The organism is Psychrobacter sp. H8-1 (assembly GCF_904846575.1).
Taxonomy (GTDB): domain Bacteria; phylum Pseudomonadota; class Gammaproteobacteria; order Pseudomonadales; family Moraxellaceae; genus Psychrobacter; species Psychrobacter fulvigenes.
Genome location: NZ_CAJHBG010000001.1, coordinates 502,966 through 529,530, shown reverse-complemented (window position 1 = coordinate 529,530; position 26,565 = coordinate 502,966). Strand labels below are relative to the sequence as shown.

Below are 26,565 nucleotides of genomic sequence, written 5' to 3'. Positions count from 1 at the left end.
TATATCTTGCGTGACCACACAGGTAAGGTCAAGGCAACGCCGTGAATAATGGGTCATAAATTTGTCACCAACTCCCTCTAAAGTTACAATTCAGCTAAAAAAATAGTCATTTATGCTGTAAAACTTCCATTTTATTACTTCATAGTCTCATTGGTTCTTTATTTTATAGCCATTTTTACTCAAATTACTTTTACTGAATAAATTGGGTATAGATTACTTATAGTATTTGCTTTGAATCTCTCATTACAGGTCCTATCAATAGCTCACTGTCACGTACATCATTAAATAATGACTGATCTGGTACAACGTTATTGTTCTTTATCACACTCATATCGCCAGTCGTTTCCATAATCACCACAAACACTTCTGATTTTGATTTAATGCCGTTTTTACGTAATACTTGTTGTACATCACTGGTGCTTAAGTTGGACTCTTTAAGATTATCTAATAGGTACTCACCATGAGCCATTAAAATAATAGGTACTCACCATGAGCCATTAAAATAATAGGTTGGTTGTCGATCAGTGCTTTTAAAGGCTTAGCTTTACGTCTTACCAGGGAGACTACTGCCTGAATCACAAACAGCACCGCTACTGCAAACAGGCCTTGCAATAGTGAAGGAGAGTCAGATAATACCGTTGACGCTAAGATACTCCCTATACCTACCGTCATCGCAAAATCATGACTTGATAGCTTGGAAAAACTACGCAGACCCATAAAGCGTGTAAATACCATCAAGCCAATATAAAATCCCACCGCAGATAATGATATTCCGATCACTTGTTGCCAATCAATGGCAAACCACGCTTCCCACTTCATACTTTTCCTTATGACTCTGCATTACCTGTCTTTAACGACATACTATAGTAGATTCAATTTAAAAGGGTTATAGCGCTACTGGGGTGAATTTTGCGCAGCCTCTGTGAATGCAGCAAGCAAGCGAAATTTATATCAGCAGCGCTTTTGAACTTATGAAAGTTTTGTTTTCAACTGACTATATATATTGTCACTAAAGCCATTAAACTTTTAAAACCCATTTTTTGCCACAAAAAAAGCAACCTGATAAGAGGTTGCTTTTAATATACAGTCTAAACAATAGTCTTGTTGTTAACACAACAATATAATCTACGCTTATAATATCAATTAGCCATAAAGCATCTTGATAAATCAAGCTTGCTTTAAAGCAGTAAAATTATAGAGCTTCGATTTGCTCAGCTTGTGGGCCTTTTTTACCATCACCTAAGATGAAAGACACTTTTTGGCCTTCGGCTAAAGTTTTGAAACCGTTACCTTGGATAGCGCTGTAGTGAGCGAATACATCTTGTCCGCCGTTATCTTGAGCGATAAAACCAAAACCTTTAGCTTCATTAAACCACTTTACAGTGCCTTCAACTTTATCTGACATAATTTTTCCTAACTCTTTAACTGTTGGCAAGACGTGTGTCTGTACCGATTAATTGACAAATACTCATTAGAATCTTGAGCTTATGCTCAAACTAAATAGATGATAGACCTCGATGGTCACTCATTATTGTCGTCTAAAACCCTATGAGTACAAGTATAGTATAGCAGTTTTTATGGTCATTAGTAGACTAAATTATAGAGTTTTGTAAATTTCTGACAGATTATAACAAGCTCTATCTATATGAATAATCAAACAATTTAATCAAAAACCTAGCTAATAATATTGAATTCAGAACATTGAAACATACAATATAAAGATAAGCTAAAGCACCAGTCTTCATCAAAACATTAATTAGGTAATGGTAACCATGGCGACGCTAATACCAATAAACATAATGCAAAAAATATTAATGCAAACGACTGACTGTAAGCAATATACTTAGCTGGAATAACTAAATCTTCGGGTGAATCTGGTATGCCTTTCTTCCTCAGCAGCCGTGTACCGTAGACCCAACCAAACATAGTATAAATACCATAGGCCGCTGGTACAGTGATTGCTAATGGTGTCAAATCAATCACATACAGCATAACGACAGAGACAAAGAACCATGAGGTGTCCAGTAATGAGCTGATCTTAAATAAAGGCGACTTCGGTAGCTTGCCACCAGTACGCTTAAGCATCTCACCCTCTATCCAAATCAAAACAGCCACCACAGCGCTGAAGGCAAGATATGCGAATTGCGGCGTTAGCCAGTCTGGAAAAGATATTTGCAAAACAAACAACCTATTATATAAGAAGAATTAAGGGCAGGATCTACCTACTGTTGATGGTAAACATCCATACTATATGTGTAAAAACCACTTGCTGACTAAAATACGTTTGAGTTACGTATGTTGGGTAACTGTCACTGATTTTCAAGCCCACCATGGCACTATCGTCAAATCCAGCAGAGCAGAAACGCTAAGCAACAAAAAACCCATGCTATCTGTCGATAACATGGGCAATTATTAATGAAGGTAGCATAGAACTATTTATAACTGAGCTTAATGGCTAAATTAGTTCTTTTCTTTATCAATGATTTTGTTACCACCGATCCAAGGCATCATTGCACGTAGCTTAGCACCTGTTTTTTCGATTTCGTGCTCAGCATTGTTACGACGACGCGCAGTCATTGATGGGTAGTTAGTTGCGCCTTCACTGATGAACATCTTCGCGTACTCACCTGATTGAATGCGCTTTAGAGCATTACGCATGGCTTCACGTGATTGCTCGTTGATTACCTCAGTACCAGTCACATACTCGCCATATTCAGCGTTATTACTGATTGAGTAGTTCATGTCAGCGATACCGCCTTCATACATGAGGTCTACGATGAGCTTGAGCTCATGTAAGCACTCAAAGTAAGCCATTTCTGGTGCATAGCCTGCTTCTGTTAGGGTTTCAAAGCCCATTTTTACTAGCTCAACAGCGCCGCCACATAGTACTGCTTGCTCACCAAATAAGTCTGTTTCGGTTTCGTCTTTGAAGGTCGTTTCGATAATACCTGAACGACCACCACCAACACCCGCAGCGTAAGATAACGCTACTTGCTTCGCTTGACCTGAAGCATCTTGATAGATAGCGATGAGGTCAGGGATACCACCACCTTTGGCGAATTCAGAACGTACGGTATGACCTGGTGCTTTCGGAGCAACCATGATGACATCTAGGTCGCTACGTGGTACTACTTGATTATAGTGAATGGCAAAACCATGAGCAAAAGCAAGCGTTGCACCCTCTTTGATATTAGGCTCAATCACATCGCTATACAGCTCTTTTTGGAACTCATCAGGCGTCAAAATCATGACGATATCAGCTGCTTTTACCGCATCTTCCACTTCAGAGACTTTTAGGCCAGCATTTTCAGCTTTTTTCCATGAGCCTGAGTTAGCACGTAGACCGACAGTAACGTCTACACCAGAGTCTTGTAAGTTTAGCGCATGCGCGTGACCTTGTGAGCCGTAGCCAATAATGGCAACTTTTTTGCCTTGGATGATAGATAAATCACAGTCTTTATCGTAATAAACATTCATAGGTAGAGTCCTTTTCTTTCATCATGGATGAGCCATGGCTTGTAAGCGCTTATGTCACAGCCATTTTATTAAAATGGCTTGTCAGCATAAGCTTCGTTTAAGTTTGAAAATTAAATTTAATAATAGTGTAAGGTCATTGCTATGGAGAAACCAGCTATGACATATCTAGCTACACACTCAGAGTCTTCTCACCGCGAGCGATACCAATGACACCTGAACGCACTACTTCTAAAATACGCTCACGACCAATCACATCGATGAAACCATCAAGCTTCGCTGTATCACCAACGATTTGAATGGTATATAGATTGGCAGTGACATCGACAATCTGGGCACGGAAGATATCAGCACTACGCTTAACCTCTTCACGGACGCCACCAGTGGCACGAACCTTAATAAGCATCAGCTCACGCTCAACGTGTACGCTGTCAGACAAATTGAGTACTTTGACCACTTCGATTAGCTTATGCAGCTGCTTGGTAATTTGCTCAATCTTTTCAGGTGACGTAATGGTCGTTAGCGTCAGACGTGAAATGGTTGGATCGTCTGTTGGTGCGACGTTTAGGGTCTCAATGTTATAGCCTCGCTGAGAAAATAAGCCGACTAACCGTGACAACGACCCCGCTTCGTTTTCCATCAATACAGAAATTAGATGTTTTTGTTGTTGCATTAGGTACGCTCCCCCTTGGCTAACCACATATCACGCATTGTTTGTCCAGCGATTTGCATTGGATACACATGCTCATCGGGATCAATGATGACATCAATAAATACCAGCTTATCTTTGATAGCCATTGCTTCAGCTAACTGCTCTTCCATTTTTTCAGGATCAGTGATCTTGATACCCACATGACCATAGCTTTCTGCCAACTTGACAAAATCTGGTAATGATTCCATATAAGAGTGTGCACGGCGGCCTTCATAAAGCATGTCTTGCCACTGGCTTACCATGCCAAGTTGCGCATTATTTAAGTTTAGAATCTTAACAGGCAAACTGTACTGGAAGCAGGTGGAAAGCTCTTGAATATTCATTTGAATCGAGCCCTCACCTGTAATACATACGACATCTCGCTCAGGTCTAACAAGCTTGGCTGCCATTGCATAAGGTAAACCAACACCCATGGTACCAAGGCCACCTGAGTTAAGCCACTGACGCGGCTCATTATACGTGTAGTACAGCGCAGCAAACATTTGATGCTGTCCGACATCACTGGTAATAATCGCATTACTTTCAGTGATCTTACATAAGGTCTGAACAACGTTTTGTGGCTTAATACCATTCTCAGTATTGGTGTCATAGCGTAGACCATGGCGCTTGCGCCATTCATTAATCTGCGCCCACCAATCCAACAACGCGTGTTGATCTAACTCTTTATCATCGCCAACTATCTCTAACATATCAGTAAGGACAGATTTGACGTCACCAACGATAGGAATGTGCGCCGTAACCGTTTTGGAGATCGAAGTTGGATCAATATCAATATGAATGATGGTAGCGTTTGGACAGAATTTTTTGACGTTATTGGTCACGCGGTCATCAAAGCGCGCCCCAACTGCCAAGATAACGTCCGAATGGTGCATAGTCATGTTAGCTTCATAAGTGCCATGCATTCCTAGCATACCTACGAACTGACGATCAGAGCCTGGAAAGGCACCAAGTCCCATCAGAGTATTGGTCACTGGCAAGTTCAACTTATGAGCAAGGCTTGTCAGTTCTTTATGGGCGTTACCCAAAACCACACCGCCGCCCGAATAAATTATTGGGCGCTTAGCAGCCAATAGCGTTTCAATGGCTTTTTTGATCTGACCACCATGACCCTTAACTGATGGCTGATAAGAGCGCATGAATACTTCTTTTGGATATTCGTAAGCGTACTTTTCGTTAGGCGCTGTCATATCCTTAGGTACATCAATCATGACAGGACCTGGACGGCCAGACTGCGCAATGTGAAAGGCTTTTTTTACGATCGTTGGGATTTCACTAGCATGGCGCACCTGAAAACTGTGCTTAACGATAGGACGCGAAACACCAACCATGTCAGTTTCTTGGAAAGCATCTTCACCAATTAAGCTACTAGGCACCTGCCCTGCAATCACAACCATCGGAATTGAATCCATAAAGGCCGTAGCAATAGCAGTTACTGTATTGGTAGCGCCTGGTCCAGAGGTCGCTAATACAACGCCAGTGTTGCCCGTTACTCGTGAGTAAGCATCTGCCATATGACCAGCAGCTTGCTCATGGCGCACTAAGATGTGCTCAATGTCATCCTGCTGGAATAGAGCATCATAAATATGTAATACAGCACCGCCTGGATAACCAAAGATATACTCGACACCTTCATCGGTTAACGACTGGACCAGCATTTCAGCGCCGGATAGCATCACAGGCTCTGCACTACCCTCTGCAATCAGCTGTTGTTTTTTATCGAAATTTTTGGCGGTATTACCCGTCTGGGGATGTCCGGTCATGTTCGGACTCTGCGTGGTTTGCGTCACTGTCATCACCTTTTTTTGCGGCGCGAACAGGCATCAGGTTTATTAAGTTTCAGTGTTTACGACAGAGCGTAACCTTCTACTTATAAAAGCTGTTTACCGGTTGTTGTCCATATCAAGAATATGTGCCCACTAAGCCAAAGTACAGCTGACAAGGCAGCAGAATACTTAAACATAGCAATTTAGATGGTCAGCGTTAGCTTTGATAGGAGTACAGGGGTTTATCGACATACAGTGACAAGATGCGGGTGCATCTGCAAAAAGGAAGTTATTATCTCTCATAAGCGCCGAAGCGCATAATGATGCATATATGACAACAGGCTAAGACTGATATAAAAAATAGCACTGAGCAAACATCACTCAATGTAGCGTGGATTAACTTAACTCGCCCGCTTTCACTATCTATTTATATTTAAAACATCTTAGAAGTATCACCCAAGCTTAAATGGCACCTGAGCTACCTTATCAGGATAGCGCCTTGTCAGGATAGCGATCGGTAAAAAGCATATTTAGCGTCGCCTTTTACGTATCAACAGGTTTTATGCTTGGTACATCAAAAATAATAAGTTTACCTTAGTCATTGTAGACCGATAAGTCCGGAGACAATAAGCACTACTTCAGACAGCTGCCGTGATGACCGCTATCCTTGCAATGTCATTATCACAAAGAAAATAAAACTACAAAGCTACTGATAAGCAACCAGTAGTGGTTATTTTCAAGTGCTACGGCAATATCATAAAAGCCGCTCACTGACCAATCAACTGCTATTATCTTCGATGGTTTTGACCCTATTGTCAAGAAAAACTTGTGAATCCCATTACTAACTATTGGTTATTAAATAATATGCATTCATAAGCATTTTTTGCTAGAATCACCCTATATTGTATTATCATTGTAAGTTTACATAGCAAGACGTTTATGAAGTGTTAAGAACGCTTGTTCTTTAATCGGTCAAAAGGATTGTTAGCATGACTTCTCTATCTATGTTAAATACCGCCACCAAGCTGTTTGTTGGATTTATAGCTGCCTGCACGTTCGCTCTTTCCATGAATGCCAGTCATGCCATTCAGGTTTATAAATCTATTGGCGCCCATGGTGAAGTAAAATACAGCCAACATGCGCCGTTAAATGGCAATAATGTTGAAGTCATCGAGTTTCGTAGTGATGGTCGTCAAACGAGTCCTGGACAAATGGCTGGCAAGACAGATCCTAATCAAGGCAATGTACCAAACGCAGAAGAACAACGAGTGGCGCAGCTAGAGGCGCGTATTAAAGAGCAAGAAGCACAAGCTAATGCTCAGCGCTGTCAGTCGCTACGTAGTAACTTAACCAATCTTAACGTTGGTGGACGCATTTATGAGATGGATGCCAATGGTAAGCGCCAGTATCTAGATAGCCGTGAGATTGAGCTTAAGCGTGAGCGCGTACAACAGGCGATCAACCAGTACTGCACAGGCTCTACGACTTAATAGCTGATTAAACCCTCACTGCCACTGCTAAAATCAGTTGCCGTTAATTAACTCACTTTACGTGGTTATTAATTGCATAACATGACGAATGGCGGCGGGCATATCTTGTGCTTGCAGCCCACGTTGCCCCACTAATAAAGGTAAATGATTACTAATACTGTTATTAGAATCAACATCCTGTTGATTGACCAGTATATCTCCTGCTAATCCATGAATGAGTACCGCTTGCTGTAAGCTGCCCTGTTCAGCACTGAAGTCTTTCTGAGCCAACAAGCCAGCAATCACTCCAGATAGCACATCCCCCATACCAGCAGAGGCCATGCCAGCATTACCGACAGCGCTGACGTAGATTTCATTTTGCGTCAGTACTAATGACCCCGCTCCCTTCAGCACCCAATGACCACCATAGATATCAGCACACTGCTGTATGGCAGACAGCCGATCATTCTCTATGGTACTAATCTTTTGATCTAACAGCCTTGCTGCCTCGCCGCTATGCGGGGTTAAGCAAACTGGATACTCTCTACTGTAGTCTCGCAATTGAGCGACCAACGCATGATCATTTCTTTGCAATGAAGCTAAGTGATATAGTCCATCAGCATCAATGACTATGGGCTTTTTTTCTTCTATGGCAGCTTGCAAGTAACTGATAAATAAAGCTTGTGCAGTGTCATCACGGCCAAATCCCATACCAATAGCAATCACATTAACCTCTGTAAGCAGGTTTTTGACACCATCCTGATCGTGCAAGTCAATCGTCATAGCATCAGGCAACGAGGTAAGCAGCGCCCCATGGAAGGCATCATGACAGGCGACCGTTATCTTGCCAGCCCCAGTAGCCATTGCACTGGCAGAGGATAGAATGGCTGCACCGCCCATACCTTGCGATCCATCAATCCGATTGCCTCCAATGATCAACACATGACCGTAGCTGCCCTTATAGCTGTTTTGTCGACGCGGAGATAAAGGCTGAGGCTCAGTCAGTAAGGTGGCGACCGGCTTAGTGTGATTATTGATGTCATAAGGTATCAGAGGTATATCAATGACCTCGCCAGCATAGTCCATCCCATCCTTGGTATGCAGACCAAACTTACGTGCTATCAAGCATAATGTCACATCGGCCTGAATGGCAAGATGCCCAAAGACTTGTCCTGTAGACGCCACTAAGCCACTAGGAACATCTACAGCAACGACCAACGCACCAGCTTGCTGAGCAGCATTATTGAATGTTTTGATGGCTTGCTCGTAGATTCCAGTCGGTGCGCGTTTTAATCCTATCCCAAATATGGCGTCTATATAAAAATCTGCTTGTAACGCTTGCTGACAATCATCGCTCTCAGAGTAAGGGCTGTCTTCAAAACGCTGGTAAACGCTATTGGCAGCTAATGCGATATACTGTGCTTTGACTGAATCAGGTACTGAGGTATCTGTATCGTCTTTAGATGTTTTATTATGATTAATATCGTCGATACCAACGGTTATGATTTGCACCCGCCAACCAGCCTGCTGTAGGTAATGAGCGATCAACCAGCCATCACCGCCATTATTACCATGACCTACCCATACACAGGCTCGTGGCTGTTGATTTGAGTCTCGATACCTATTACCTGTACCTGTCGCCCAATTTTTTTGCTTGCATGATAGTGGCCAATGATGATTGAGCTTTATAATATGCTGCGTCATTTGCCATGCCGCTTGTTGCATGAGTGCAAAGCTACTATACCCTTGCGCAAACCAGTCTTGCTCTATAGCATATACTTGCTGGCTGCTATATAAAGCGATGGGCTGTGATGCACGATTAGCGTCTGCAAAGAGTGACATTTGTGTTAGCATAATTATTCCTTTTTTATCGCTTTAATTTATATATATGCTCTTAGTCATCTAGCTTATCATAATGATATTCATCTCATATTCTTTCTTGAGAGCTCACCGCTTAAATTTAGTTTCTTGAACATAACTGCCCTCTCTTCACAATATTAGTAAAAACCTTTATGAATAAAAAAACTCAAGTGCCTAATAAATCGAGCGATATTCATCCAGATAGTTTTCGGGATAATATTCATGACAGCTCTCAGGATGACGCTCACGACAATATCTCTGTCGTTAATATTCATAATCCAACTTTTACCACGGCAGAAGACGTTAAGCACTGGATTAAGGCACAAGCAAAATTACTGGGGTTTGCAGATTGCGGCTTTCTATCCGTACATCATCCTTTATTCCAACAGCAAATCGAACCGTTACAGCGCTGGCTAGACAAAGGCTATGAAGGCCAATTGCAGTTTATGCGTAACAACCACGAACTCAGAGCACATCCAGAGCAGTTGGTTGCAGGTGCTAAAACCATTATCAGCGTCCGTATGGACTATCTAACCCAAACGCCCAAACCACGATCCGTCACAGACAATGACCTACCCAACAATGCCATTATCGCTCGCTACGCTCGGGGACGTGACTATCATAAAACCATGCGGGGTCGCTTGAAGCAGTTGGCCTTAAAAATCGAGGAAATGCTTCCTGAGTGGCAACAGTTAAATATAGGCGCGAAGACGGACTTTGTCTTTCGGCCATTTAGTGACTCTGCACCCATTTTTGAGCGTCCAATAGCAGATGCAGTGGGACTTGGCTGGACCGGTAAGCACACTCTATTACTCAACAAACAAGCTGGCTCGTTTTTTGTCTTAGGTGAGCTGTTTACCAGTCTAGAATTACCTGACGATGAGCCTGTCGCTGCTCACTGCGGTAGTTGTAGCGCTTGTATTGATATTTGCCCTACTCAAGCCATTGTTGCACCTTACGAGCTCAATGCCGCTGCCTGCATCTCTTATTTGACCATAGAACATAAAGGATCTATTGACACAAAATATCGCCGCGCCATAGGTAATCGTGTTTTTGGCTGTGATGATTGTCAGCTCATCTGCCCATGGAATCGCTATGCTAGAATAACTTCAGTAGAGGATTTCGCGCCCAGACATAAGCTTGATGATATCAGCCTACTTGAGCTATGGCAGTGGAAAGAGTCTGACTTTCTGAACAACACCCAAGGTAGCCCTCTCAGGCGCACAGGTTATGTGAGTTTTTTACGCAATATTGCGATTGGTCTTGGCAACGCGAATGCCAGTTTTGAAGTTATTGCTCAATTACAATCAAAGCTAGGCTTACATAGTGCCATGCTTGACGAACACATTAACTGGGCTTTAGCTGAGCAACGCGAGAAACTAAAAACTGCCAACCTATAGTTTTATTTTTACAAAAGTTTTAAGTCTTCATAGTAAATCAACCAATAAAAAACGCCTCTTATCTAAGAGGCGTTTTAATTAGAAATTATTCTTATGCATATAAAGCAGTATTTTATAAATTAATCCAACTCATACTATGGCTTTGGAATACGCAATACTTGGCCAGGATAAATTTTGTCTGGATCAGATAGCATCGGCTTATTGGCTTCAAATATCTTCATATAATCATTCGCTGAACCATAAACTTCTTGGGCAATCTTTGACAGACTATCACCAGATTTCACAGTATACATGGTAGATTCAGGTGCATCTTCTTCAATATCGATATTATCAATAACTTTTGCTACGTGCTGGACGTTACCGATAGCAATAATGGCTTTTTCGCGATCCGCTTGTGTCTTAGCATTACCACTAATCTCCGCGGTATCAGTAGAACCATTATATTTAACTTTTAAGTTTTTGATATTGAGGTTTTGCTGTTGAATGCGACGCAGTAAGACATTGGCCACTGACTGTGCTGACGGCTCGCTGTCTTTCACCTGTGTATCAGCGGACGCCTTAGTTTCTGATTTTGCGTCATGTTTAGCATCATCACGGTTAAAAACCTTATCACCAATATCTTTTGCAAAACTAAATATACCCATATAACCACTCCTTAAAGTATTATTATTTATCGATTTTCATTGTTGTTGACTGTAATAGGGATAACTTTTATTTATCGCTATTCATTCGAGTATAACAAAGCTAGGACGTTTGCATAGTAGAGGGTATGTTGAATAATGTTAAATTTACATAATATATGTTAATAGTTTGGGTCACAGAGTATAGAAACTGGCTAACCAATATTCGTTGTACTAAAATATTCATTATACTAAACAGGTAGACTGCATAGTTGAGATCATGGCTATACAACCCATAAAAAAAACCGCCTATCTCCAAAGATAAGCGGTTTAATAAATCTGCTATAACTGATTCACTATTTTATTACTACTAAATATGCTGTAGTTATTTTATTGCGAAAAAGCTATATGACAACAGCCAATTATAACTGGGCTTGTACGTAGTCAATTGCTTTTTGAACAGTAGTCAATTCTGCTGAATCTTCATCAGGAATAGTGATACCAAAATCACTTTCAAATGACATAACCAGCTCTACCAAATCTAGTGAGTCTGCACCTAAGTCTTCCATAAAAGAAGCATCATTGTTGACGTCTTCGACGTTCATGCCCAATTGCTCTGCTACAGCAGACTTTACTCTTAGCTCAGTATCATTACTCATAAAGATTACTCCCTTTTTATATATTAATTTTAACGTTGCTATTTTAGCTATATTATCAGCTGATGACGTGATATAGAATGCGGTATATTATGTCAGCAGTTTGACTCTAACACACTATAACCAGTGTTGCATTTCATTTGATGTCTAATAGAGCCCTAATACAATACAGGCTGACGACATAAAAGCATTCATTATTATAACAGTATTTATTAGAGTTTACACTCGTTCACACAGTTTTTTATTAACCAAATGTAAAGCTGTCTTTTATAGCCATACGTTTTATATGCGTATGGTGCTACATGTACATACCACCATTCACGGGTATCACTGCCCCTGTAATATAACTGGCTTCATCACTTGCCAAAAACAGTACGGCTGCAGCGATATCTTCTGGTTGTCCCAAACGTCCGATAGGGACAGCATCAAGCATCGAATTGAGCAGACGCTCGTCTAGCTCATCTGTCATATCGGTCTCGATTAGACCAGGAGCGACACAGTTGATAGTGACTTGGCGTGAGCCTATCTCGCGCGCGAGCGTACGACTAAAGCCTTCGACACCAGCCTTGGTAGCCGCATAGTTAGACTGCCCAGCATTACCCATTTGCGCAACGACTGAACTGATATTAATAATGCGACCACGGCGCGCTTTCATCATCCCGCGTACCGCACGCTTACTCATTCGATAGACTGAGGTTAAGTTGGTATCGACCACACTGTCCCAGTCCTCGTCTTTCATACGCATCAGCAGCCCATCTTGCGTGATACCAGCGTTGTTTACCAATACTTGTACCGCACCATACACGCTTTCAATCTCTTCAAACAGCTTATCAATTTGCGCACCGTCACGAACGTCTAATACCCGTCCAATACCACCAGCATCATGCAAATACTCATCAATGAGCGCAGCGCCCTTTTCTGTGGTTGCTGTCCCAATCACAAAATGCCCTTCTTTGGCAAAGCGTTTGGCCACTGCCTTGCCAATACCGCGACTTGCGCCAGATACTAAAACAATCGTTCGGCTCATGATAACACCTCCATCAGTTTGTCCATTCGGGCAGGTTTGTCTACAGGATAGCTAGTAATTGGCAGCGCTTGACGCTTGGCCAGATTACTTAATACGTTACCACTGCCACATTCAATTAAAATATTTATTTGCTTATCCGCCAACTCTTGCATGGTTTTTGACCATAGTACGGGTTCACTCAGCTGCTCAGTTAAAGCCTGTTTGATGCCTTGAGTACTGGTCTCAACACGCGCATGGCGATTTTGAATAACAGGAATAGCTGCCTGATCAAACTGAATTTCTGCTAATGCATCAGCCAACGCTTGGCTAGCAGGCTCCATCAACGCACAATGAGAAGGTACGCTAACTTTTAGAGGAATGGCTTTTTTGCCCGTATTTTGTACTTTATCAATGACAGCATCAACACCGACCGCATTGCCAGATATCACTACTTGACCTGGGCTATTAAAATTCGCGGCACCAACAATAGCATCATCAACATGCTCAGTCGCCTGCTCACATAGGGTCTCAACTCGGCTGTCTTCTAGTCCCAATACCGCCGCCATAGCAGTATCAATACCCACAACAGCCTCTTGCATCAAATGCCCACGCTTATGTACCAAGCGCACAGCATCAGCAAAAGAGATGACGCCAGCAGCACAGAGCGCACTATATTCACCCAAAGAATGTCCCGCTAGGTAGTGAGGCGCTTTATCCAGCTTTTGTTGTAAGATACGCCATATCGCAATACTGGCTGTCAATAGTGCTGGCTGAGTATACTGTGTTTGGTTCAGTCGCTCTTCATCCTGACAGATTGCCCAAAGGTCTTCGCCCAAAGCCTCACTAGCCTCAGCAAACGTATCACGAATCTCTGGATAAAGCTCAGCAAGCTCAGAGGTCATGCCGACCACTTGCGATCCTTGCCCAGGAAAAATCACTGCAATACGAGGTAGCTGCGCGGTGGTTGTATCGGGTGCAGATGCCATAGCCAATATTCCTTAAATAATTGGAAATACCCTAAAGTTAATTAGGTGTTGTTGCATAATATTATTTTAATAAGCCATCAATCATAGCTGATTACTGTCAAACTATACACTGCTGCATGAAGTTTTTACAGCCAATATCATCATGATGGCACAACTAATGTGGAGAATCATTATAGCTATAGTATAGCCATTTAAGCGCTAAATTAAAGCTTATAGCATAAATATTAAAATCTTTTCTCAGATACATAAATAGCGTGCAAAGGTAAATTGCAAATAACAAAAAGCCAAGTTATCTGGCTACCGTTAAGTAGCAAAACAACTTGGCTCTTGTTAGCTTAATATTTATTGCCTATTGATGATAATGCATAAGCGCTGATAGATAGCTGGGCGATTGCTTCCTAGCTCTATCACACCTTTACACTAGTCAGTCAATAGCTTAAGCGTCTTGACTAACTTTGAACAACTGACGACCACGATAAAAACCATCTTTAGTCATATGATGACGACGATGCTTTTCACCAGTGGTGGCATCTACGCTTAGCTCAGCCACAGTCATATGGTGGTGTGAACGGCGCATGTCACGACGCGAACGGCTTTTACGACTTTTTTGAACAGCCATGATATAGCTCCTATACTTAAAGGGATAAGCTTAAAATTCAGCTTTAATCGATACTGACAGAGGCTATATAATCACCACAACCTAAGTCCTACGCATCATTAAATAGTTTGCCAAATGCATTAATAAATGACTAACCAAGGCAGAAATTTATGGATAATTTGCTCAGTCAGCTTTTATCTGCAAGCAGCTTGTTGCCAGAATGCAATAAACCGGACATTATACGCATGTTTGATGAATTAATAAAGCCCTGCCTGTCACTCTTGTGTACAAAGCCAATAAAAAAACATGACTACGTGATACGCTAATACACACTTAAAATTATAACTTACCTTTTAATGCTGCTAATGCCGCAAAAGGGTTTTCGCTTTCTGCTTCTTCAGGTATCTCACCAAACTGAGTAGTAGCCATCTCGCAATCATCATGCTTTGGTGCCATTGGCACTTTTAGCAGAATTTCATCCTCAACTAACTTCTTTAGAGGTAGTAGACGCTCAGGTGTCTGCTCAGTAATAATCTCATCTAATAACAAATGATCTTGCTCATCATCAATCAAGCGTATTTGGCTATCATCATTGAGTAAGGCAATATCATAATCATCAGTCAGCTCAATCAACACTGGTTGCAAGCAGCGCTGACAGGTCAGCCAAACCTCTCCTACTAATTTAAAAGATAAGTGCAGGACATTATTGTGACGATATAAATGCGTACTTAACTGCAGGCTTTGCTGCTCACGCTCTGCACTTAGGAGTGTCACTAAGCGCTCAAAACTCTCAGGAACAACCTCACCCTGCCACTCAAATCCGCTATCAGCCCACTTATCTAAGGAGATGCTTTCAGGCATGTTCACTGAATTAGAAGAGGCAATATTAGAAGAGACAGTATCAGCAGCGTGATCAGATGATACTATGTTTTCTGTATTGTTTGACATGCGATACCTCATTGATCAAAACGGTGTATAATATTGCCTGCCATACTAACGGAAAGCTTGATATGACGCTAGCGCTAGTATGTTACGATTGTTGATGCTTACCATTAAAACGCTCACTTATGACGACCTCATTGCTCAATTAGTTAACTCACTTTATGACCTCTAAATTTTCCAGTCCTTATTTTTCTACGTTGTTGACTCCAGATAGTGCCTTAGCCTTGCTGACTCAGCTGACTGACTTACAAAGCCATAGCCTTACTGACTCGTCTAAAGCTGATAAAGCCCTAAATACTACTGCTTCCACCAACACTCAATCAAAACTTTGCTTAAAACAAGCACAGCAGCAATGGCAGAGAATTCATAGCCATTATGAGCAGAGAGCCATAAGTGCTACAACAGGTAGCGACAAAGCGCAATATGATTACGAACACGCCATTACCGATTGGCTAATCTCACTCTTTAATGCTCTGTTCTTTGAGCAAAATGTTCGGCTGGTACGCGGCAAACATGATCCAGAGTACTTTCCTGCACAGGACGACAAACCTGCACGTATTGAGTTCGCTCATGGATTTTTTTCTAGCGCTTTGCATGAAATCAGTCACTGGTGTATCGCTGGTATGAAACGCAGACAGCTGCCTGATTTCGGCTATTGGTACGCGCCAGATGGTCGTACAGCGACCCAGCAGCAAGCCTTTGAGCAAATGGAGATTAGACCGCAAGCGCTAGAGTGTTTGTTCACGCTTGCGTGTAGGAGACCCTTCCAAGTCTCACAAGATAACCTGTTTGCCGACTTTGACACTTCCTCGAGCACCTTTGGTGCTGACGTTTACGAGCAGGCTTCTCACTATATCAACGCACCACAAACCTTACCTCGTGACGCTAAGACCTTGCTACGAGCATTATTAACCATTCATAATGATCTAAGCTAAAGCTACTGCTTAGCTTTTATGACTCTTCTCAAGACTCTCTTTTAGCCAATAACGCTTGTTTAAAATTTTCGTACCTTTATTAACGGCACTTCTCTATATCTCACGTGTTTTTTACCGCTATACTGTATAAGTAATTGAGGGCAACTAAACGTCAAAAACTAGAAGCATTCTTCACTTGAAAGCTTTTTTCTCATTTTATAAAGGCACTAACAATAATTATTTTTCAGCGATAAAAAATTCAAATAAACGTTTAATTTATAAATTTTAAAACCTAACTAAACACTGATCAATAACGCTCAGTTATACTGAAAACATAATACTAATTAAAATGAAAAATATTAAACAAGGAGCTATTATGCAAACATTCTACATTCACCCAGACAACCCTCAGCCTCGTCTCATTGAGCAAGCAGCAGACTTGCTACGCAATGATAAGCTACTGATCTACCCTACAGATACTAGCTATGCTTTTGGTTGCCGTCTAGGCGCAAAGGACGCACTTGAGAAGCTCAAGCTCATACGCGAGCTTGATGATAAACATCAATTTACCCTACTCTGCCGTGATTTGAGCGAGATTGCGACTTATGCAACCGTTGACAACGTACAGTTCAAACAATTAAAAGCGCATACTCCAGCACCCATCACTTTTATTTTAAACGCCACTAAAGATGTACCCAAAAAACTTGCTCATGCTAAGAAAAAAACCATTGGCATTCGCGTTCCAAGCAACCCAATTGCTCAAGCACTATTAGAAGCGATGGATGAGCCTATCTTGACCAGTTCGCTCATACTTCCAATGCATGACGATATCTTAGATGATCCATTTGAAATAGAAGATTTGCTCAGTAATCAGATAGACGGCCTCATCAGTGCGGGTATTAAAACCACTAAGCTAACTACTATCGTCGATATGACCAGTGGTCATCCTGAAGTCATTCGACAAGGTGCTGCTGATGTCGAGTCATTACTGCTATAAATCTAAGCATTTAAAACGCAAAAAAAAGCTCCAATTAATTGGAGCTTTTTTAGTATATACAGTTAGCGTTGTAAAACTAGTCACGATCAACCAATTCTACATAAGCCATTGGTGCATTATCACCGTCACGGAAACCACATTTTACAATGCGTAAGTAGCCACCTGGACGCGTCTGGTAACGAGGACCTAACGTGCCAAATAGTTTGCCTACCATTGCTTTGCTACGCATGCGGCTAAATGCCAAACGGCGGTTAGCAACGCTGTCTTCTTTAGCCAAAGTGATCAATGGCTCAGCAACGCGGCGTAACTCTTTAGCTTTTGGTAATGTTGTTTTGATCAGTTCATGCTCAAATAATGAGTTAGTCATGTTCTGGAACATTGCCTTACGATGACTGCCGGTACGACCCAGCTTGACTCCACTCTTACGATGGCGCATAGTCAAATATCCTTAAAGTTTAACGGCTACGATAAGAGAAACGATCATCAACACGTAAGTCAGCGGGTGGCCAGTTATCTAGGCGCATACCGAGCTCTAAATCTTTAGACGCTAGTACGTCCTTGATTTCCGTCAATGATTTCTTACCAAGATTTGGGGTTTTTAGTAGTTCAGTCTCTGAACGTTGTACCAAATCACCGATATAGTAAATGTTTTCAGCTTTTAAACAGTTGGCTGAGCGAACCGTTAGTTCAAGATCATCCACAGGGCGTAATAGCACTGGGTCAACCTCTTCTTTTTCTTTCACAGGCTCAGGCGCTTCTTCAGCTTCTAGGTCAACAAAGATAGAAATCTGCTGTTGTAAAATAGTCGCTGCTTTACGAATTGCTTCTTCCGGATCAATAGTGCCATTGGTTTCAAGCTCAATGATAAGACGGTCAAGATCGGTACGCTGTTCTACACGTGCGTTCTCAACATCATAAGCAACACGAAGTACTGGGCTAAAGCTTGCATCAAGCTTCAAACGGCCAATCGCTTTGGTGTCGCCATCTTCACGGCGCTGATTTGCTGGCTCGTATCCACGACCCATGACCACACGCAGACGCATTTTTAGATGCCCACGTTCGCTTAATGTACCCAATACCAATTCTGGATTGATAATGTCCACATTATGCGGCAACGTGATGTCTGCGGCAGTGATGGTGCCTGGACCTTGTTTATCCAAGGTCAAAAATACTTCATTTTGGTCATGAAGCGTAATGGCCAAGCCTTTTAAATTCAAAAGTAGGTCAAGTACGTCTTCTTGCATGCCTTCAAGCGTTGAGTATTCATGGTCAACACCATCAATCTCAGCTTCAATGACTGCAGCGCCAGGTAATGAAGATAACAAGATGCGACGCAAGGCATTCCCTAGGGTATGCCCAAAGCCGCGTTCTAACGGTTCGAGCGTGACTTTCGCAATCGTTTCATTAACCGTATCCACGTTAATGGCATTTGGCGTTAGAAACTCAGTTGCATTTAGCATCATGTTGTCACCTCGAATTATTTAACTGGTTTAATTAACATTACATATATGATGTTATCTGTATAACATCAATCATAACGTCATTATTTAGAGTACAGCTCAACGATTAAGCTTTCGTTGATTTCAGCAGGTAGATCAATACGATCAGGCGCTTGTTTAAATGTGCCTTGTAGTTTGCTGTGATCAACATCTAGCCATTCTGGAATGCCACGTTGTGACGCCAGTTCAATAGCGTTTTTAATACGCAATTGTTCGCGAGATTTCTCTTGGATAGCAATAACATCACCATCTTGCAGCTGAATTGAAGGAATGTTCACACGAACAAACTCATCACGGCCAGCTTTTTTTACCATAACAGCACGATGGCTGACTAGCTGACGTGCTTCAGCGCGAGTTGAGCCAAAGCCCATGCGATAGACAACGTTATCTAGACGGCTTTCTAGCATGGCTAGTAGGTTTTCACCAGTAGCACCACGCTTGCGAGCAGCTTCTTTATAGTAGTTAGCAAACTGACGCTCAAGTACACCATAAATACGCTTAACTTTCTGCTTTTCACGCAACTGTAAAGAGTATTCTGAGCTCTTGTTACGGCTCACACCGTGTTGACCTGGTGGACGTCCAGCTTTTTTCGTTTTTACGTCGTATGGTTTAACGCCAGACTTAAGGCCTAAGTCTGTACCTTCGCGACGTGATAATTTGAGTTTTGGTCCAATATAGCGGGCCATCTTTATGTCTCCTATAAGCTTCTGGGATAAAAAGCTTCGTCTTTAATATTAGACGCGGCGCTTTTTCGGCGCACGGCAACCATTGTGTGGGATTGGGGTTACATCAGAGATACTGTTAACTTTATAACCCAATGCACCTAGTGCTCTTACCGCAGACTCACGACCCGGTCCTGGTCCTTTAACCAAAACGTCGATATTCTTAACACCATATTCTTGAGCCGCTTTACCAGCGACTTCAGCTGCAACCTGAGCTGCGAATGGTGTAGATTTACGTGAACCACGGAAGCCTTGTCCACCTGAAGTGGCCCAAGCCAATGCATTACCTTGACGATCGGTAATCGTAACAATGGTGTTATTAAAAGACGCATGGATATGGGCTACGCCCTCCGATACTGAACGACGAGTCACTTTCTTGCGACTACGAGTGTCTTTAGCCATCTTTTAGCTTCCTAAGTTAATTATCTTTTAAGTGCTTTACGTGGACCCTTGCGAGTACGCGCATTGTTTTTCGTGTGTTGGCCACGAACAGGTAAATTGCGACGATGGCGGATACCACGGTAACAACCTAAATCGACCAAACGCTTAATGTTCATTGAAACTTCACGACGAAGGTCACCTTCAGTCATAAAATTAGCAACTTGTGCACGGATAGCATCTAACTGTGTATCATCTAACTGACTGATTTTGGTAGTAGGGGCGATGCCAACTGCTTCTAAGATTTTCTCAGCAGTGGTACGGCCTACACCAAAGATGTAAGTTAGTGAAATAACAGCATGCTTATTATCCGGAATGTTAACACCGGCAATACGAGCCATTGATTTCTCTCCATTAAAAAAAATAAGCGTTATTTGTTATAAATAATGCGTTATTTTTCAGATTCATTGCTGTCGATACTAGTATATTTATTGCTATTATTATCACATCAACTTGGCGAACAAGTTAGGCAATAAGGCTAAACTATAAAATATATCAGTATAAACTACGGCAAGTGGCGGATGATATCGCATCCGCCGTTTTTTTTCAAGTATTATTTAAACATATAGCTTAGGCGCAAGGCCATGCTCTATTTATTTATTAACCTTGACGTTGCTTGTGGCGGGGTTCAGCTGTGCAAATAACATGTACACGGCCTTTACGGCGTACAATTTTGCAGCTACCACAAATCTTCTTAACTGATGCTTGAACTTTCATAGCATGCTCCTTGAGATATCACACCGCTCATTTAAGGTTGAGTGGGCGACTGAATTAATGTCTGATCATGATATTGGTGGGTCATCAAATGCGCCTGAATCTGCGAAATGAAGTCCATTACCACAACCACCATAATCAGTAACGACGTACCACCGAGATTAAACGGCACACCAAATGCTGATTGTATGACCATGGGCATTAAACAAATAACCGTCATGTATATCGCGCCAATAAAGGTTAATCGATTTAATACATGATCAAGGTAACGCTGAGTTTGTTGTCCGGGGCGAATACCTGGGATATACGCACCACTACGTTTGAGGTTTTCAGCAACTTCACGAGGACTAAAGACTAATGCGGTATAAAAATAGCAGAAGAAAATAATCATTGCACCAAACAGGACTAAATATAGCGGCTGTCCTGGAGACAACACCAAAGCCATATTTTGTAATATCTTTTGCGTGAAGGTTGGATCTGTCGAATGACCGACCCACTGTCCCAAACTTGCTGGAAAGAGCAACAACGAGCTGGCAAAAATAGCTGGGATAACCCCTGCCATGTTAATTTTCAGCGGCAAGTGTGACTGCTGCTGAGCATATATTTTGCGACCTTGTTGCTGCTTTTGCGCATAGTTTACAGGTACACGGCGCTGAGCACGTTCAATATAAACAATACCCGCAGTAACCGCGACACCTAATACCACAAAGATAAATAATACAATCAGGTTCATCTGACCCTGACTGACCTGCTCGATTGACTGCGAAATCATGCCTGGCATACCGGCGACAATACTGGCAAAAATCAGCATTGAAATACCATTACCAACACCGCGTTCTGTAATCTGCTCACCAAGCCACATTAAGAACATTGCACCCGCTACTAGCGAGGTAACTGCTGGAATATAAAAGGTAAGACCGGTTGACAACGTCAGGTTTTGACTGATTAGACCTGCACTCATTCCTAATGACTGTACCAAAGCTAAAGCAAGTGTCCCTTGACGGGTATATTTGTTTAGCTTACGTCGTCCTGCTTCGCCCTCTTTTTTGAGTGCTTCAAGCGACGGTAGTACTGCTGACATCATCTGCACAATAATTGACGCTGAAATATAAGGCATAATGCCAAGCGCCATAATTGACATACGTTCAAGCGCACCACCTGAGAACATGTTAAACATGCTTAAGATGGTATTTTCGTTACGCGAGAATAAGTCTGCCAAATTAACCGGATTAATACCGGGAACAGGAATGTGTGACCCTAAACGATAAACAATCAATGCGCCGATTAAAAACAGTAAACGCGACCATAATTCATCATACTTACGTATAAATGCAAAAGGGTTAAGCGGAATACCAGCCGATGACATTGATTGCTTTGACACGTTACTACTCCTCGATGCTACCACCAGCAGCTTCGATTGCTTGCTTGGCACCTTTAGTCACTTTAACACCTTTAAAGGTATAAGCTTTGGTGACATCGCCTGATAAAATAACACGAGCACGTTTCATATCGTGACGAATAATGTTAGCAGCTTTAAGCGTTTCAACACTAACCACGTCGCCTTCAACTTTATTTAGCTCAGACAGACGAACTTCTGCAGTCGTCATTGCCATTCTGCTGGTAAAGCCAAATTTTGGTAGACGGCGATATAGTGGCATTTGGCCACCTTCAAATCCTGAGCGTACGCTAGAACCTGAACGTGATTTCTGACCTTTTACACCACGACCACCAGTTTTGCCAAGACCTGAACCGATACCACGACCACGACGTTTAGCGGTTTTTTTCGCGCCAACGCCTGGTGATAATTCATTTAATCTAAGTCCCATTACGCTTCCTCCACTTTTACCATGTAGTTGACGCGATTTACCATACCACGGTTTGAAGGAGTATCCTCTACTTCAACAGTATGATTAATTCGGCGCAAACCCAATCCTTTCAAGCTCGCTTTGTGGCTCTTAAGGCGATGGGCACCGGATTTTACTTGAGTGACTTTCATTTTTTTCATCGTAACTCACCTAGTCTAAGTTAGCCCAAAATTTCGTCTACAGATTTACCACGTTTAGCTGCCATCTTTTCTGGAGTTGACATATCACGTAAACCGTTAAACGTTGCACGTACAACGTTTGCAGTGTTGGTAGAACCATGAGATTTCGTTAAAACATCTTTAACACCCGCAACTTCTAATACAGCACGCATTGCGCCACCAGCGATTACGCCAGTACCTTCAGATGCAGGCTGCATGTAAACTTTACTAGCACCATGACGTGCTTTGATCGGGTGAAATAAAGTTGCACCATCAAGCTCAACAGTAATCATATTGCGTTTAGCAGCTTCTAGCGCTTTTTGGATAGCAGCTGGCACTTCACGTGCTTTACCGCGACCAAAACCAACACGACCATTACCGTCGCCCACTACTGTTAAAGCAGTGAAAGAGAAAATACGACCACCCTTGACTACTTTTGCAACACGGTCAACGGTAACTAGGCGTTCTACTAAACCATCGCTTTGTTCATTTTTATCATTTCTATCGTTTCTAGCCATGATTAAAACTCCAATCCATTTTCGCGAGCAGCTTCAGCTAAAGCTTTTACTCGACCATGATATTTAAAACCACTACGGTCAAAGGCAACTTTAGTAATGCCAGCTGCTTTTGCGCGTTCTGCGATCATTTGGCCTACAGACGTCGCTGCATCAGCGTTGCCAGTCGCGCCTGAGCGCAAGCTGCCGTCTAAGGTAGATGCCTGAGCAATCACTTCACCACCGTTCGGAGAGATAATCTGGGCATATATGTGCTTTGGCGTGCGATTAACCGTAAGGCGATGAACACCCAAATGACGGATATGCGCGCGGGTTTTCTTAGCTCGACGCAGACGAGCTGCTTTTTTATCAAACATTTCAACTCACCTTATTTTTTCTTAGCTTCTTTACGAATCACATGTTCGTCGCTATAGCGAATACCTTTACCTTTGTAAGGCTCTGGTGGGCGGAAACCACGGATTTTAGCCGCTGCTTGACCAAGCTGCTGCTTATCGTTTGATTTTAGAACGATTTCAGTTTGCGTTGGGGTTTCAGCAGTCACACCTTCAGGTAGCGTATAGTCTACTGGGTGAGAGTAACCAACGTTTAGGGTTACTTTATTACCAGCAACTTGCGCGCGATAACCAACACCGATCAACTGAAGACGTCTTTCGAAGCCTTCGTTTACGCCAATTACTAAATTATTTAGTAAAGAGCGCATGGTGCCAGTGTGCATCATGGCTTCTTTTGAATCGGCTACAGGTGAGAGAAGAATTGCATCATCTTCCTGTTTTAGCTCGACCAATTCATGCAGGCGTAAAGACAAATTGCCGTTCTTGCCTTTCACTTCGACCTGCCGATCGTTCAAAGTAACACTTACGCCATTTGGCAGCGCTACTGGGGCTTTAGCCACACGAGACATAGGAATATTCCTTAAAAAATTAACAACTTATATTGGCGAAAAAACTAACAGGCTAAAAAGCCTGCTAGTTTAGCATAATTGACCCTATTTAACACTAGCAAATTTATACAATCTGCAGGGCGTTTCATTATCTTTCAAATTAAGTATGACTCGTTGTTAAATAATTAAAGTCATACTAATTTAAAATGGGACAAGTAGACTGTTATCGTCTCATTACTCGTAAGCAAAAAATGCTATTAAGCAACGAATGCGACGATTTCACCACCGATACCAGCAGCGCGTGCAGCACGATCACTCATGATGCCTTGACTGGTAGATACGATAGCAACACCCATACCTTGCTTAACAGTAGGGATAGCGTCTTTACCGCGATGCTGGCGTAAACCAGGACGGCTAAAACGTTGGATAGTTTCGATGACAGGTTTGCCTTCGAAGTATTTTAATTCGATAGATAGTGTCGCTTTATTGTTGTCTTCTGCTTTAACAACAGCGCTAGCCACATAACCTTCGCTAACTAATAGATCAGCGATTGATTTGCGTAGTTTTGAACTTGGCATATCTACTGATACTTTATTCGCCATTTGCGCATTGCGAATGCGGGTTAGCATATCCGCAACGGTATCTTGCATACTCATGTAGTTACTCCTTACCAGCTTGCTTTACGAACACCAGGTACATCACCTTGCATGACTCGCTCACGCAATATATTGCGCGATAAGCCAAACTTACGGTAGTAACCATGAGGGCGACCAGTGACAGCACAGCGATTGCGCAGACGAACTGGCGATGCGTTGCGTGGAAGAGCTTGTAGCTCTAACATCGCTTCCATACGCTCTTCGTCACTTGCATTCATATCACTGATGATTTCTTTTAACTTAATACGCTTTTCAGCATATTTAGCAACCATTTTTTCGCGCTTCAATTCGCGATTAATCATGCTCTTCTTTGCCATAACGTCTTTACCTTATTTAAATGGGAAGCCGAAAGCTTTAAGCAACGCACGACCTTCATCATCAGTATTAGCTGACGTAGTGATCGTCACATCCATACCGCGGATACGATCAATCTTATCAAAATCTACTTCTGGGAATACGATTTGCTCTTTGATGCCCAATGAGTAGTTACCACGTCCGTCAAAGGCTTTTGGTGAAAAACCACGGAAGTCACGAATACGAGGAATCGCAATGGCAATGAGACGATCTAAAAATTCGTACATTTGCTCACCGCGCAGCGTTACTTTACAGCCAATTGGCCATTCTTCACGAATTTTAAAACCAGCAACTGATTTACGTGCTTTGGTGACAACAGGCTTTTGACCAGCAATTGCGGTCATGTCTGCTACTGCACCTTCAAGAATTTTCTTATCTTGAGACGCACCGCCAACACCCATGTTGATTGTGATTTTAGTGACTTTAGGCACTTGCATCACGTTGTCTAAACCAAGCTCTTCTTTGATTTGCTGCTTTAGCTTATCGTTATATAAAGATTTTAATCTTGCCATTACCATTACACCCTTAGTGTCTTACGCAGTCGCCACTACTTCACCAGTTGAACGATAGACGCGTTGTTTAACGCCTTCATCATTCGTCTGATAAGTAATACGGTCTGCTTTTTGGGTTTGCGCATTTAAGATTGCGACATTTGAAATATGCAGAAAAGCTTCTTGCTTAACGATGCCACCTTCAACGCCAGTCGCCTGATTTGGCTTCTGATGTTTAGTGACAATATTAATACCTTCTACTTTAATACGATCGTTTTTTACGGCTTGTACAGTACCTTGCTTGCCTTTATCTTTACCAGCAATCACGATAACTGTATCGCCTTTACGTAATTTTGACATGGATTACCTCACAATACTTCTGGTGCTAGTGATACAATTTTCATAAACTGATCACCACGTAGTTCACGAGTTACCGGTCCAAAAATACGAGTTGCAATCGGTGCTTTGTTTTGGTTTAACAATACCGCAGCATTGTCATCAAAACGCAGAACAGAACCATCGGGACGACGAACGCCTTTTTTGGTGCGTACAACTACAGCATTCATCACGTCGCCTTTTTTGACACGACCACGCGGAATGGCTTCTTTAACCGTTACTTTAATAATGTCGCCAACTGATGCATAACGACGATGAGAACCACCCAGTACTTTAATGCACTGAACTCGCCTTGCACCGCTATTGTCTGCAACTTCCAGCATTGACTCAACCTGAATCATAGCGTTACTCCACACGTATGAGCAATAATAAACCAGTTGCTGCCGCTAGCACAGTATGAGTAGTCGGCATTTTAATATAAATAACCGCAACCTACTCTTAATGTAGTTGATATACGCTCGGCGCAATCAGCATCCTTAA

35 protein-coding genes are annotated in these 26,565 nt (G+C 42.3%); 4 read left to right on the top strand and 31 right to left on the bottom strand.

What is annotated here, in order from left to right; genetic code table 11:
- Positions 1 to 217: 217 nt before the first annotated feature.
- From JMY01_RS14015 to JMY01_RS02305, 7 genes are all read right to left on the bottom strand, one after another.
- The gene (locus tag JMY01_RS14015; RefSeq protein WP_227677630.1) at positions 218 to 469 is read right to left on the bottom strand and encodes a YetF domain-containing protein; all 252 of its coding nucleotides are present in this window, start codon (positions 467 to 469) and stop codon (positions 218 to 220) included.
- Entirely contained in the window at positions 469 to 819 is a 351-nt protein-coding gene (locus JMY01_RS14010; RefSeq protein WP_227677629.1) for a DUF421 domain-containing protein, read from the bottom strand. Before JMY01_RS14010 ends, JMY01_RS14015 begins: the two co-directional genes overlap by 1 nt.
- A gap of 373 nt (positions 820 to 1,192) precedes the next feature.
- Positions 1,193 to 1,405 (bottom strand): cold-shock protein, encoded by a 213-nt coding sequence (locus JMY01_RS02325; RefSeq protein WP_058368296.1) that lies wholly within the window; start codon positions 1,403 to 1,405, stop codon positions 1,193 to 1,195.
- A gap of 347 nt (positions 1,406 to 1,752) precedes the next feature.
- Positions 1,753 to 2,178: a hypothetical protein gene (locus tag JMY01_RS02320; RefSeq protein ID WP_201574054.1), complete on the bottom strand. Its 426-nt coding sequence runs from the start codon at positions 2,176 to 2,178 to the stop codon at positions 1,753 to 1,755.
- A gap of 282 nt (positions 2,179 to 2,460) precedes the next feature.
- The gene (gene ilvC, locus JMY01_RS02315) at positions 2,461 to 3,477 is read right to left on the bottom strand and encodes a ketol-acid reductoisomerase (protein WP_201574053.1); all 1,017 of its coding nucleotides are present in this window, start codon (positions 3,475 to 3,477) and stop codon (positions 2,461 to 2,463) included.
- A gap of 169 nt (positions 3,478 to 3,646) precedes the next feature.
- On the bottom strand, positions 3,647 to 4,147 hold the full coding sequence (gene ilvN / locus JMY01_RS02310) for an acetolactate synthase small subunit (protein WP_201574052.1): 501 nt from the start codon (positions 4,145 to 4,147) through the stop codon (positions 3,647 to 3,649).
- Entirely contained in the window at positions 4,147 to 5,859 is a 1,713-nt protein-coding gene (locus JMY01_RS02305) for an acetolactate synthase 3 large subunit (RefSeq protein ID WP_201577067.1), read from the bottom strand. Before JMY01_RS02305 ends, ilvN begins: the two co-directional genes overlap by 1 nt.
- A 1,079-nt stretch (positions 5,860 to 6,938) precedes the next feature.
- Here JMY01_RS02305 and JMY01_RS02300 point away from each other — a divergent pair.
- Positions 6,939 to 7,439, top strand: a complete 501-nt coding sequence (locus JMY01_RS02300; RefSeq protein WP_201574051.1) for a DUF4124 domain-containing protein — start codon at positions 6,939 to 6,941, stop codon at positions 7,437 to 7,439.
- A gap of 57 nt (positions 7,440 to 7,496) precedes the next feature.
- On the opposite strand, the gene JMY01_RS02295 is transcribed toward JMY01_RS02300, so the two are convergent.
- Positions 7,497 to 9,272, bottom strand: a complete 1,776-nt coding sequence (locus tag JMY01_RS02295) for an NAD(P)H-hydrate dehydratase (RefSeq protein ID WP_201574050.1) — start codon at positions 9,270 to 9,272, stop codon at positions 7,497 to 7,499.
- Positions 9,273 to 9,430: 158 nt separating this feature from the next.
- On the opposite strand from JMY01_RS02295, the gene queG reads away from it, so the two are divergent.
- The gene (queG, locus tag JMY01_RS02290; RefSeq protein WP_201574049.1) at positions 9,431 to 10,678 is read left to right on the top strand and encodes a tRNA epoxyqueuosine(34) reductase QueG; all 1,248 of its coding nucleotides are present in this window, start codon (positions 9,431 to 9,433) and stop codon (positions 10,676 to 10,678) included.
- A gap of 134 nt (positions 10,679 to 10,812) precedes the next feature.
- Here queG and lysM read toward each other — a convergent pair whose 3' ends face one another.
- The 6 genes from lysM to JMY01_RS02260 form a co-directional block, all read right to left on the bottom strand.
- The gene (gene lysM / locus JMY01_RS02285) at positions 10,813 to 11,322 is read right to left on the bottom strand and encodes a peptidoglycan-binding protein LysM (protein WP_201574048.1); all 510 of its coding nucleotides are present in this window, start codon (positions 11,320 to 11,322) and stop codon (positions 10,813 to 10,815) included.
- 398 nt (positions 11,323 to 11,720) lie between these two features.
- Positions 11,721 to 11,957, bottom strand: a complete 237-nt coding sequence (acpP, locus tag JMY01_RS02280) for an acyl carrier protein (protein ID WP_195206327.1) — start codon at positions 11,955 to 11,957, stop codon at positions 11,721 to 11,723.
- A 295-nt stretch (positions 11,958 to 12,252) separates the two neighbouring features.
- Complete coding sequence (gene fabG, locus JMY01_RS02275) at positions 12,253 to 12,981, bottom strand: 3-oxoacyl-ACP reductase FabG (RefSeq protein WP_201574047.1); 729 nt, start codon at positions 12,979 to 12,981, stop codon at positions 12,253 to 12,255.
- Entirely contained in the window at positions 12,978 to 13,946 is a 969-nt protein-coding gene (fabD, locus tag JMY01_RS02270; protein ID WP_201574046.1) for an ACP S-malonyltransferase, read from the bottom strand. The genes fabG and fabD overlap by 4 nt, the downstream gene beginning before the upstream one ends.
- Before the next feature lie 436 nt (positions 13,947 to 14,382).
- Complete coding sequence (gene rpmF / locus JMY01_RS02265) at positions 14,383 to 14,565, bottom strand: 50S ribosomal protein L32 (RefSeq protein WP_199507791.1); 183 nt, start codon at positions 14,563 to 14,565, stop codon at positions 14,383 to 14,385.
- A 318-nt stretch (positions 14,566 to 14,883) separates the two neighbouring features.
- On the bottom strand, positions 14,884 to 15,492 hold the full coding sequence (locus JMY01_RS02260; protein WP_201574045.1) for a DUF177 domain-containing protein: 609 nt from the start codon (positions 15,490 to 15,492) through the stop codon (positions 14,884 to 14,886).
- A gap of 155 nt (positions 15,493 to 15,647) precedes the next feature.
- On the opposite strand from JMY01_RS02260, the gene JMY01_RS02255 reads away from it, so the two are divergent.
- Both JMY01_RS02255 and JMY01_RS02250 read left to right on the top strand, forming a co-directional pair.
- A complete protein-coding gene (locus tag JMY01_RS02255) occupies positions 15,648 to 16,421 on the top strand; it encodes an elongation factor P hydroxylase (protein ID WP_201574044.1) in 774 nt (257 codons plus the stop codon).
- Between the two features lie 355 nt (positions 16,422 to 16,776).
- On the top strand, positions 16,777 to 17,397 hold the full coding sequence (locus tag JMY01_RS02250; protein WP_201574043.1) for an L-threonylcarbamoyladenylate synthase: 621 nt from the start codon (positions 16,777 to 16,779) through the stop codon (positions 17,395 to 17,397).
- 76 nt (positions 17,398 to 17,473) lie between these two features.
- Here the strand turns inward: JMY01_RS02250 and rplQ are convergent, their stop codons facing one another.
- The 17 genes from rplQ to rplN all read right to left on the bottom strand — a co-directional run bounded on the left by rplQ (position 17,474) and on the right by rplN (position 26,426).
- Complete coding sequence (gene rplQ, locus JMY01_RS02245) at positions 17,474 to 17,833, bottom strand: 50S ribosomal protein L17 (RefSeq protein WP_201574042.1); 360 nt, start codon at positions 17,831 to 17,833, stop codon at positions 17,474 to 17,476.
- Between the two features lie 19 nt (positions 17,834 to 17,852).
- Complete coding sequence (locus JMY01_RS02240) at positions 17,853 to 18,860, bottom strand: DNA-directed RNA polymerase subunit alpha (protein ID WP_201574041.1); 1,008 nt, start codon at positions 18,858 to 18,860, stop codon at positions 17,853 to 17,855.
- An 80-nt stretch (positions 18,861 to 18,940) separates the two neighbouring features.
- Entirely contained in the window at positions 18,941 to 19,582 is a 642-nt protein-coding gene (gene rpsD / locus JMY01_RS02235; protein ID WP_201574040.1) for a 30S ribosomal protein S4, read from the bottom strand.
- A gap of 48 nt (positions 19,583 to 19,630) precedes the next feature.
- Positions 19,631 to 20,020, bottom strand: coding sequence for a 30S ribosomal protein S11 (rpsK, locus tag JMY01_RS02230; protein ID WP_058368279.1), 390 nt, complete (start codon positions 20,018 to 20,020; stop codon positions 19,631 to 19,633).
- 20 nt (positions 20,021 to 20,040) lie between these two features.
- Complete coding sequence (gene rpsM, locus JMY01_RS02225; protein ID WP_201574039.1) at positions 20,041 to 20,397, bottom strand: 30S ribosomal protein S13; 357 nt, start codon at positions 20,395 to 20,397, stop codon at positions 20,041 to 20,043.
- 259 nt (positions 20,398 to 20,656) lie between these two features.
- Complete coding sequence (gene rpmJ / locus JMY01_RS02220) at positions 20,657 to 20,773, bottom strand: 50S ribosomal protein L36 (RefSeq protein WP_025644371.1); 117 nt, start codon at positions 20,771 to 20,773, stop codon at positions 20,657 to 20,659.
- A 31-nt stretch (positions 20,774 to 20,804) separates the two neighbouring features.
- Positions 20,805 to 22,136 (bottom strand): preprotein translocase subunit SecY, encoded by a 1,332-nt coding sequence (gene secY, locus JMY01_RS02215; protein ID WP_201577064.1) that lies wholly within the window; start codon positions 22,134 to 22,136, stop codon positions 20,805 to 20,807.
- A 19-nt stretch (positions 22,137 to 22,155) separates the two neighbouring features.
- The gene (gene rplO, locus JMY01_RS02210; RefSeq protein ID WP_201574038.1) at positions 22,156 to 22,596 is read right to left on the bottom strand and encodes a 50S ribosomal protein L15; all 441 of its coding nucleotides are present in this window, start codon (positions 22,594 to 22,596) and stop codon (positions 22,156 to 22,158) included.
- Complete coding sequence (gene rpmD / locus JMY01_RS02205; protein WP_201574037.1) at positions 22,596 to 22,775, bottom strand: 50S ribosomal protein L30; 180 nt, start codon at positions 22,773 to 22,775, stop codon at positions 22,596 to 22,598. The genes rplO and rpmD overlap by 1 nt, the downstream gene beginning before the upstream one ends.
- Before the next feature lie 20 nt (positions 22,776 to 22,795).
- Positions 22,796 to 23,311 carry a 30S ribosomal protein S5 gene (rpsE, locus tag JMY01_RS02200; protein ID WP_201574036.1) on the bottom strand — a complete coding sequence of 172 codons (516 nt, stop codon included), beginning with the start codon at positions 23,309 to 23,311 and terminating at the stop codon, positions 22,796 to 22,798.
- Between the two features lie 2 nt (positions 23,312 to 23,313).
- Positions 23,314 to 23,664 (bottom strand): 50S ribosomal protein L18, encoded by a 351-nt coding sequence (gene rplR / locus JMY01_RS02195; protein WP_201574035.1) that lies wholly within the window; start codon positions 23,662 to 23,664, stop codon positions 23,314 to 23,316.
- Between the two features lie 11 nt (positions 23,665 to 23,675).
- Entirely contained in the window at positions 23,676 to 24,209 is a 534-nt protein-coding gene (gene rplF / locus JMY01_RS02190; protein ID WP_201574034.1) for a 50S ribosomal protein L6, read from the bottom strand.
- Between the two features lie 236 nt (positions 24,210 to 24,445).
- Complete coding sequence (gene rpsH, locus JMY01_RS02185; protein ID WP_201574033.1) at positions 24,446 to 24,844, bottom strand: 30S ribosomal protein S8; 399 nt, start codon at positions 24,842 to 24,844, stop codon at positions 24,446 to 24,448.
- An 11-nt stretch (positions 24,845 to 24,855) separates the two neighbouring features.
- Positions 24,856 to 25,161, bottom strand: a complete 306-nt coding sequence (rpsN, locus tag JMY01_RS02180) for a 30S ribosomal protein S14 (protein WP_201574032.1) — start codon at positions 25,159 to 25,161, stop codon at positions 24,856 to 24,858.
- A gap of 12 nt (positions 25,162 to 25,173) precedes the next feature.
- The gene (gene rplE / locus JMY01_RS02175) at positions 25,174 to 25,710 is read right to left on the bottom strand and encodes a 50S ribosomal protein L5 (protein ID WP_201574031.1); all 537 of its coding nucleotides are present in this window, start codon (positions 25,708 to 25,710) and stop codon (positions 25,174 to 25,176) included.
- A gap of 21 nt (positions 25,711 to 25,731) precedes the next feature.
- Positions 25,732 to 26,049 (bottom strand): 50S ribosomal protein L24, encoded by a 318-nt coding sequence (rplX, locus tag JMY01_RS02170; protein WP_201574030.1) that lies wholly within the window; start codon positions 26,047 to 26,049, stop codon positions 25,732 to 25,734.
- A gap of 8 nt (positions 26,050 to 26,057) precedes the next feature.
- The gene (gene rplN, locus JMY01_RS02165) at positions 26,058 to 26,426 is read right to left on the bottom strand and encodes a 50S ribosomal protein L14 (RefSeq protein ID WP_010196702.1); all 369 of its coding nucleotides are present in this window, start codon (positions 26,424 to 26,426) and stop codon (positions 26,058 to 26,060) included.
- Positions 26,427 to 26,565 lie beyond the last annotated feature (139 nt).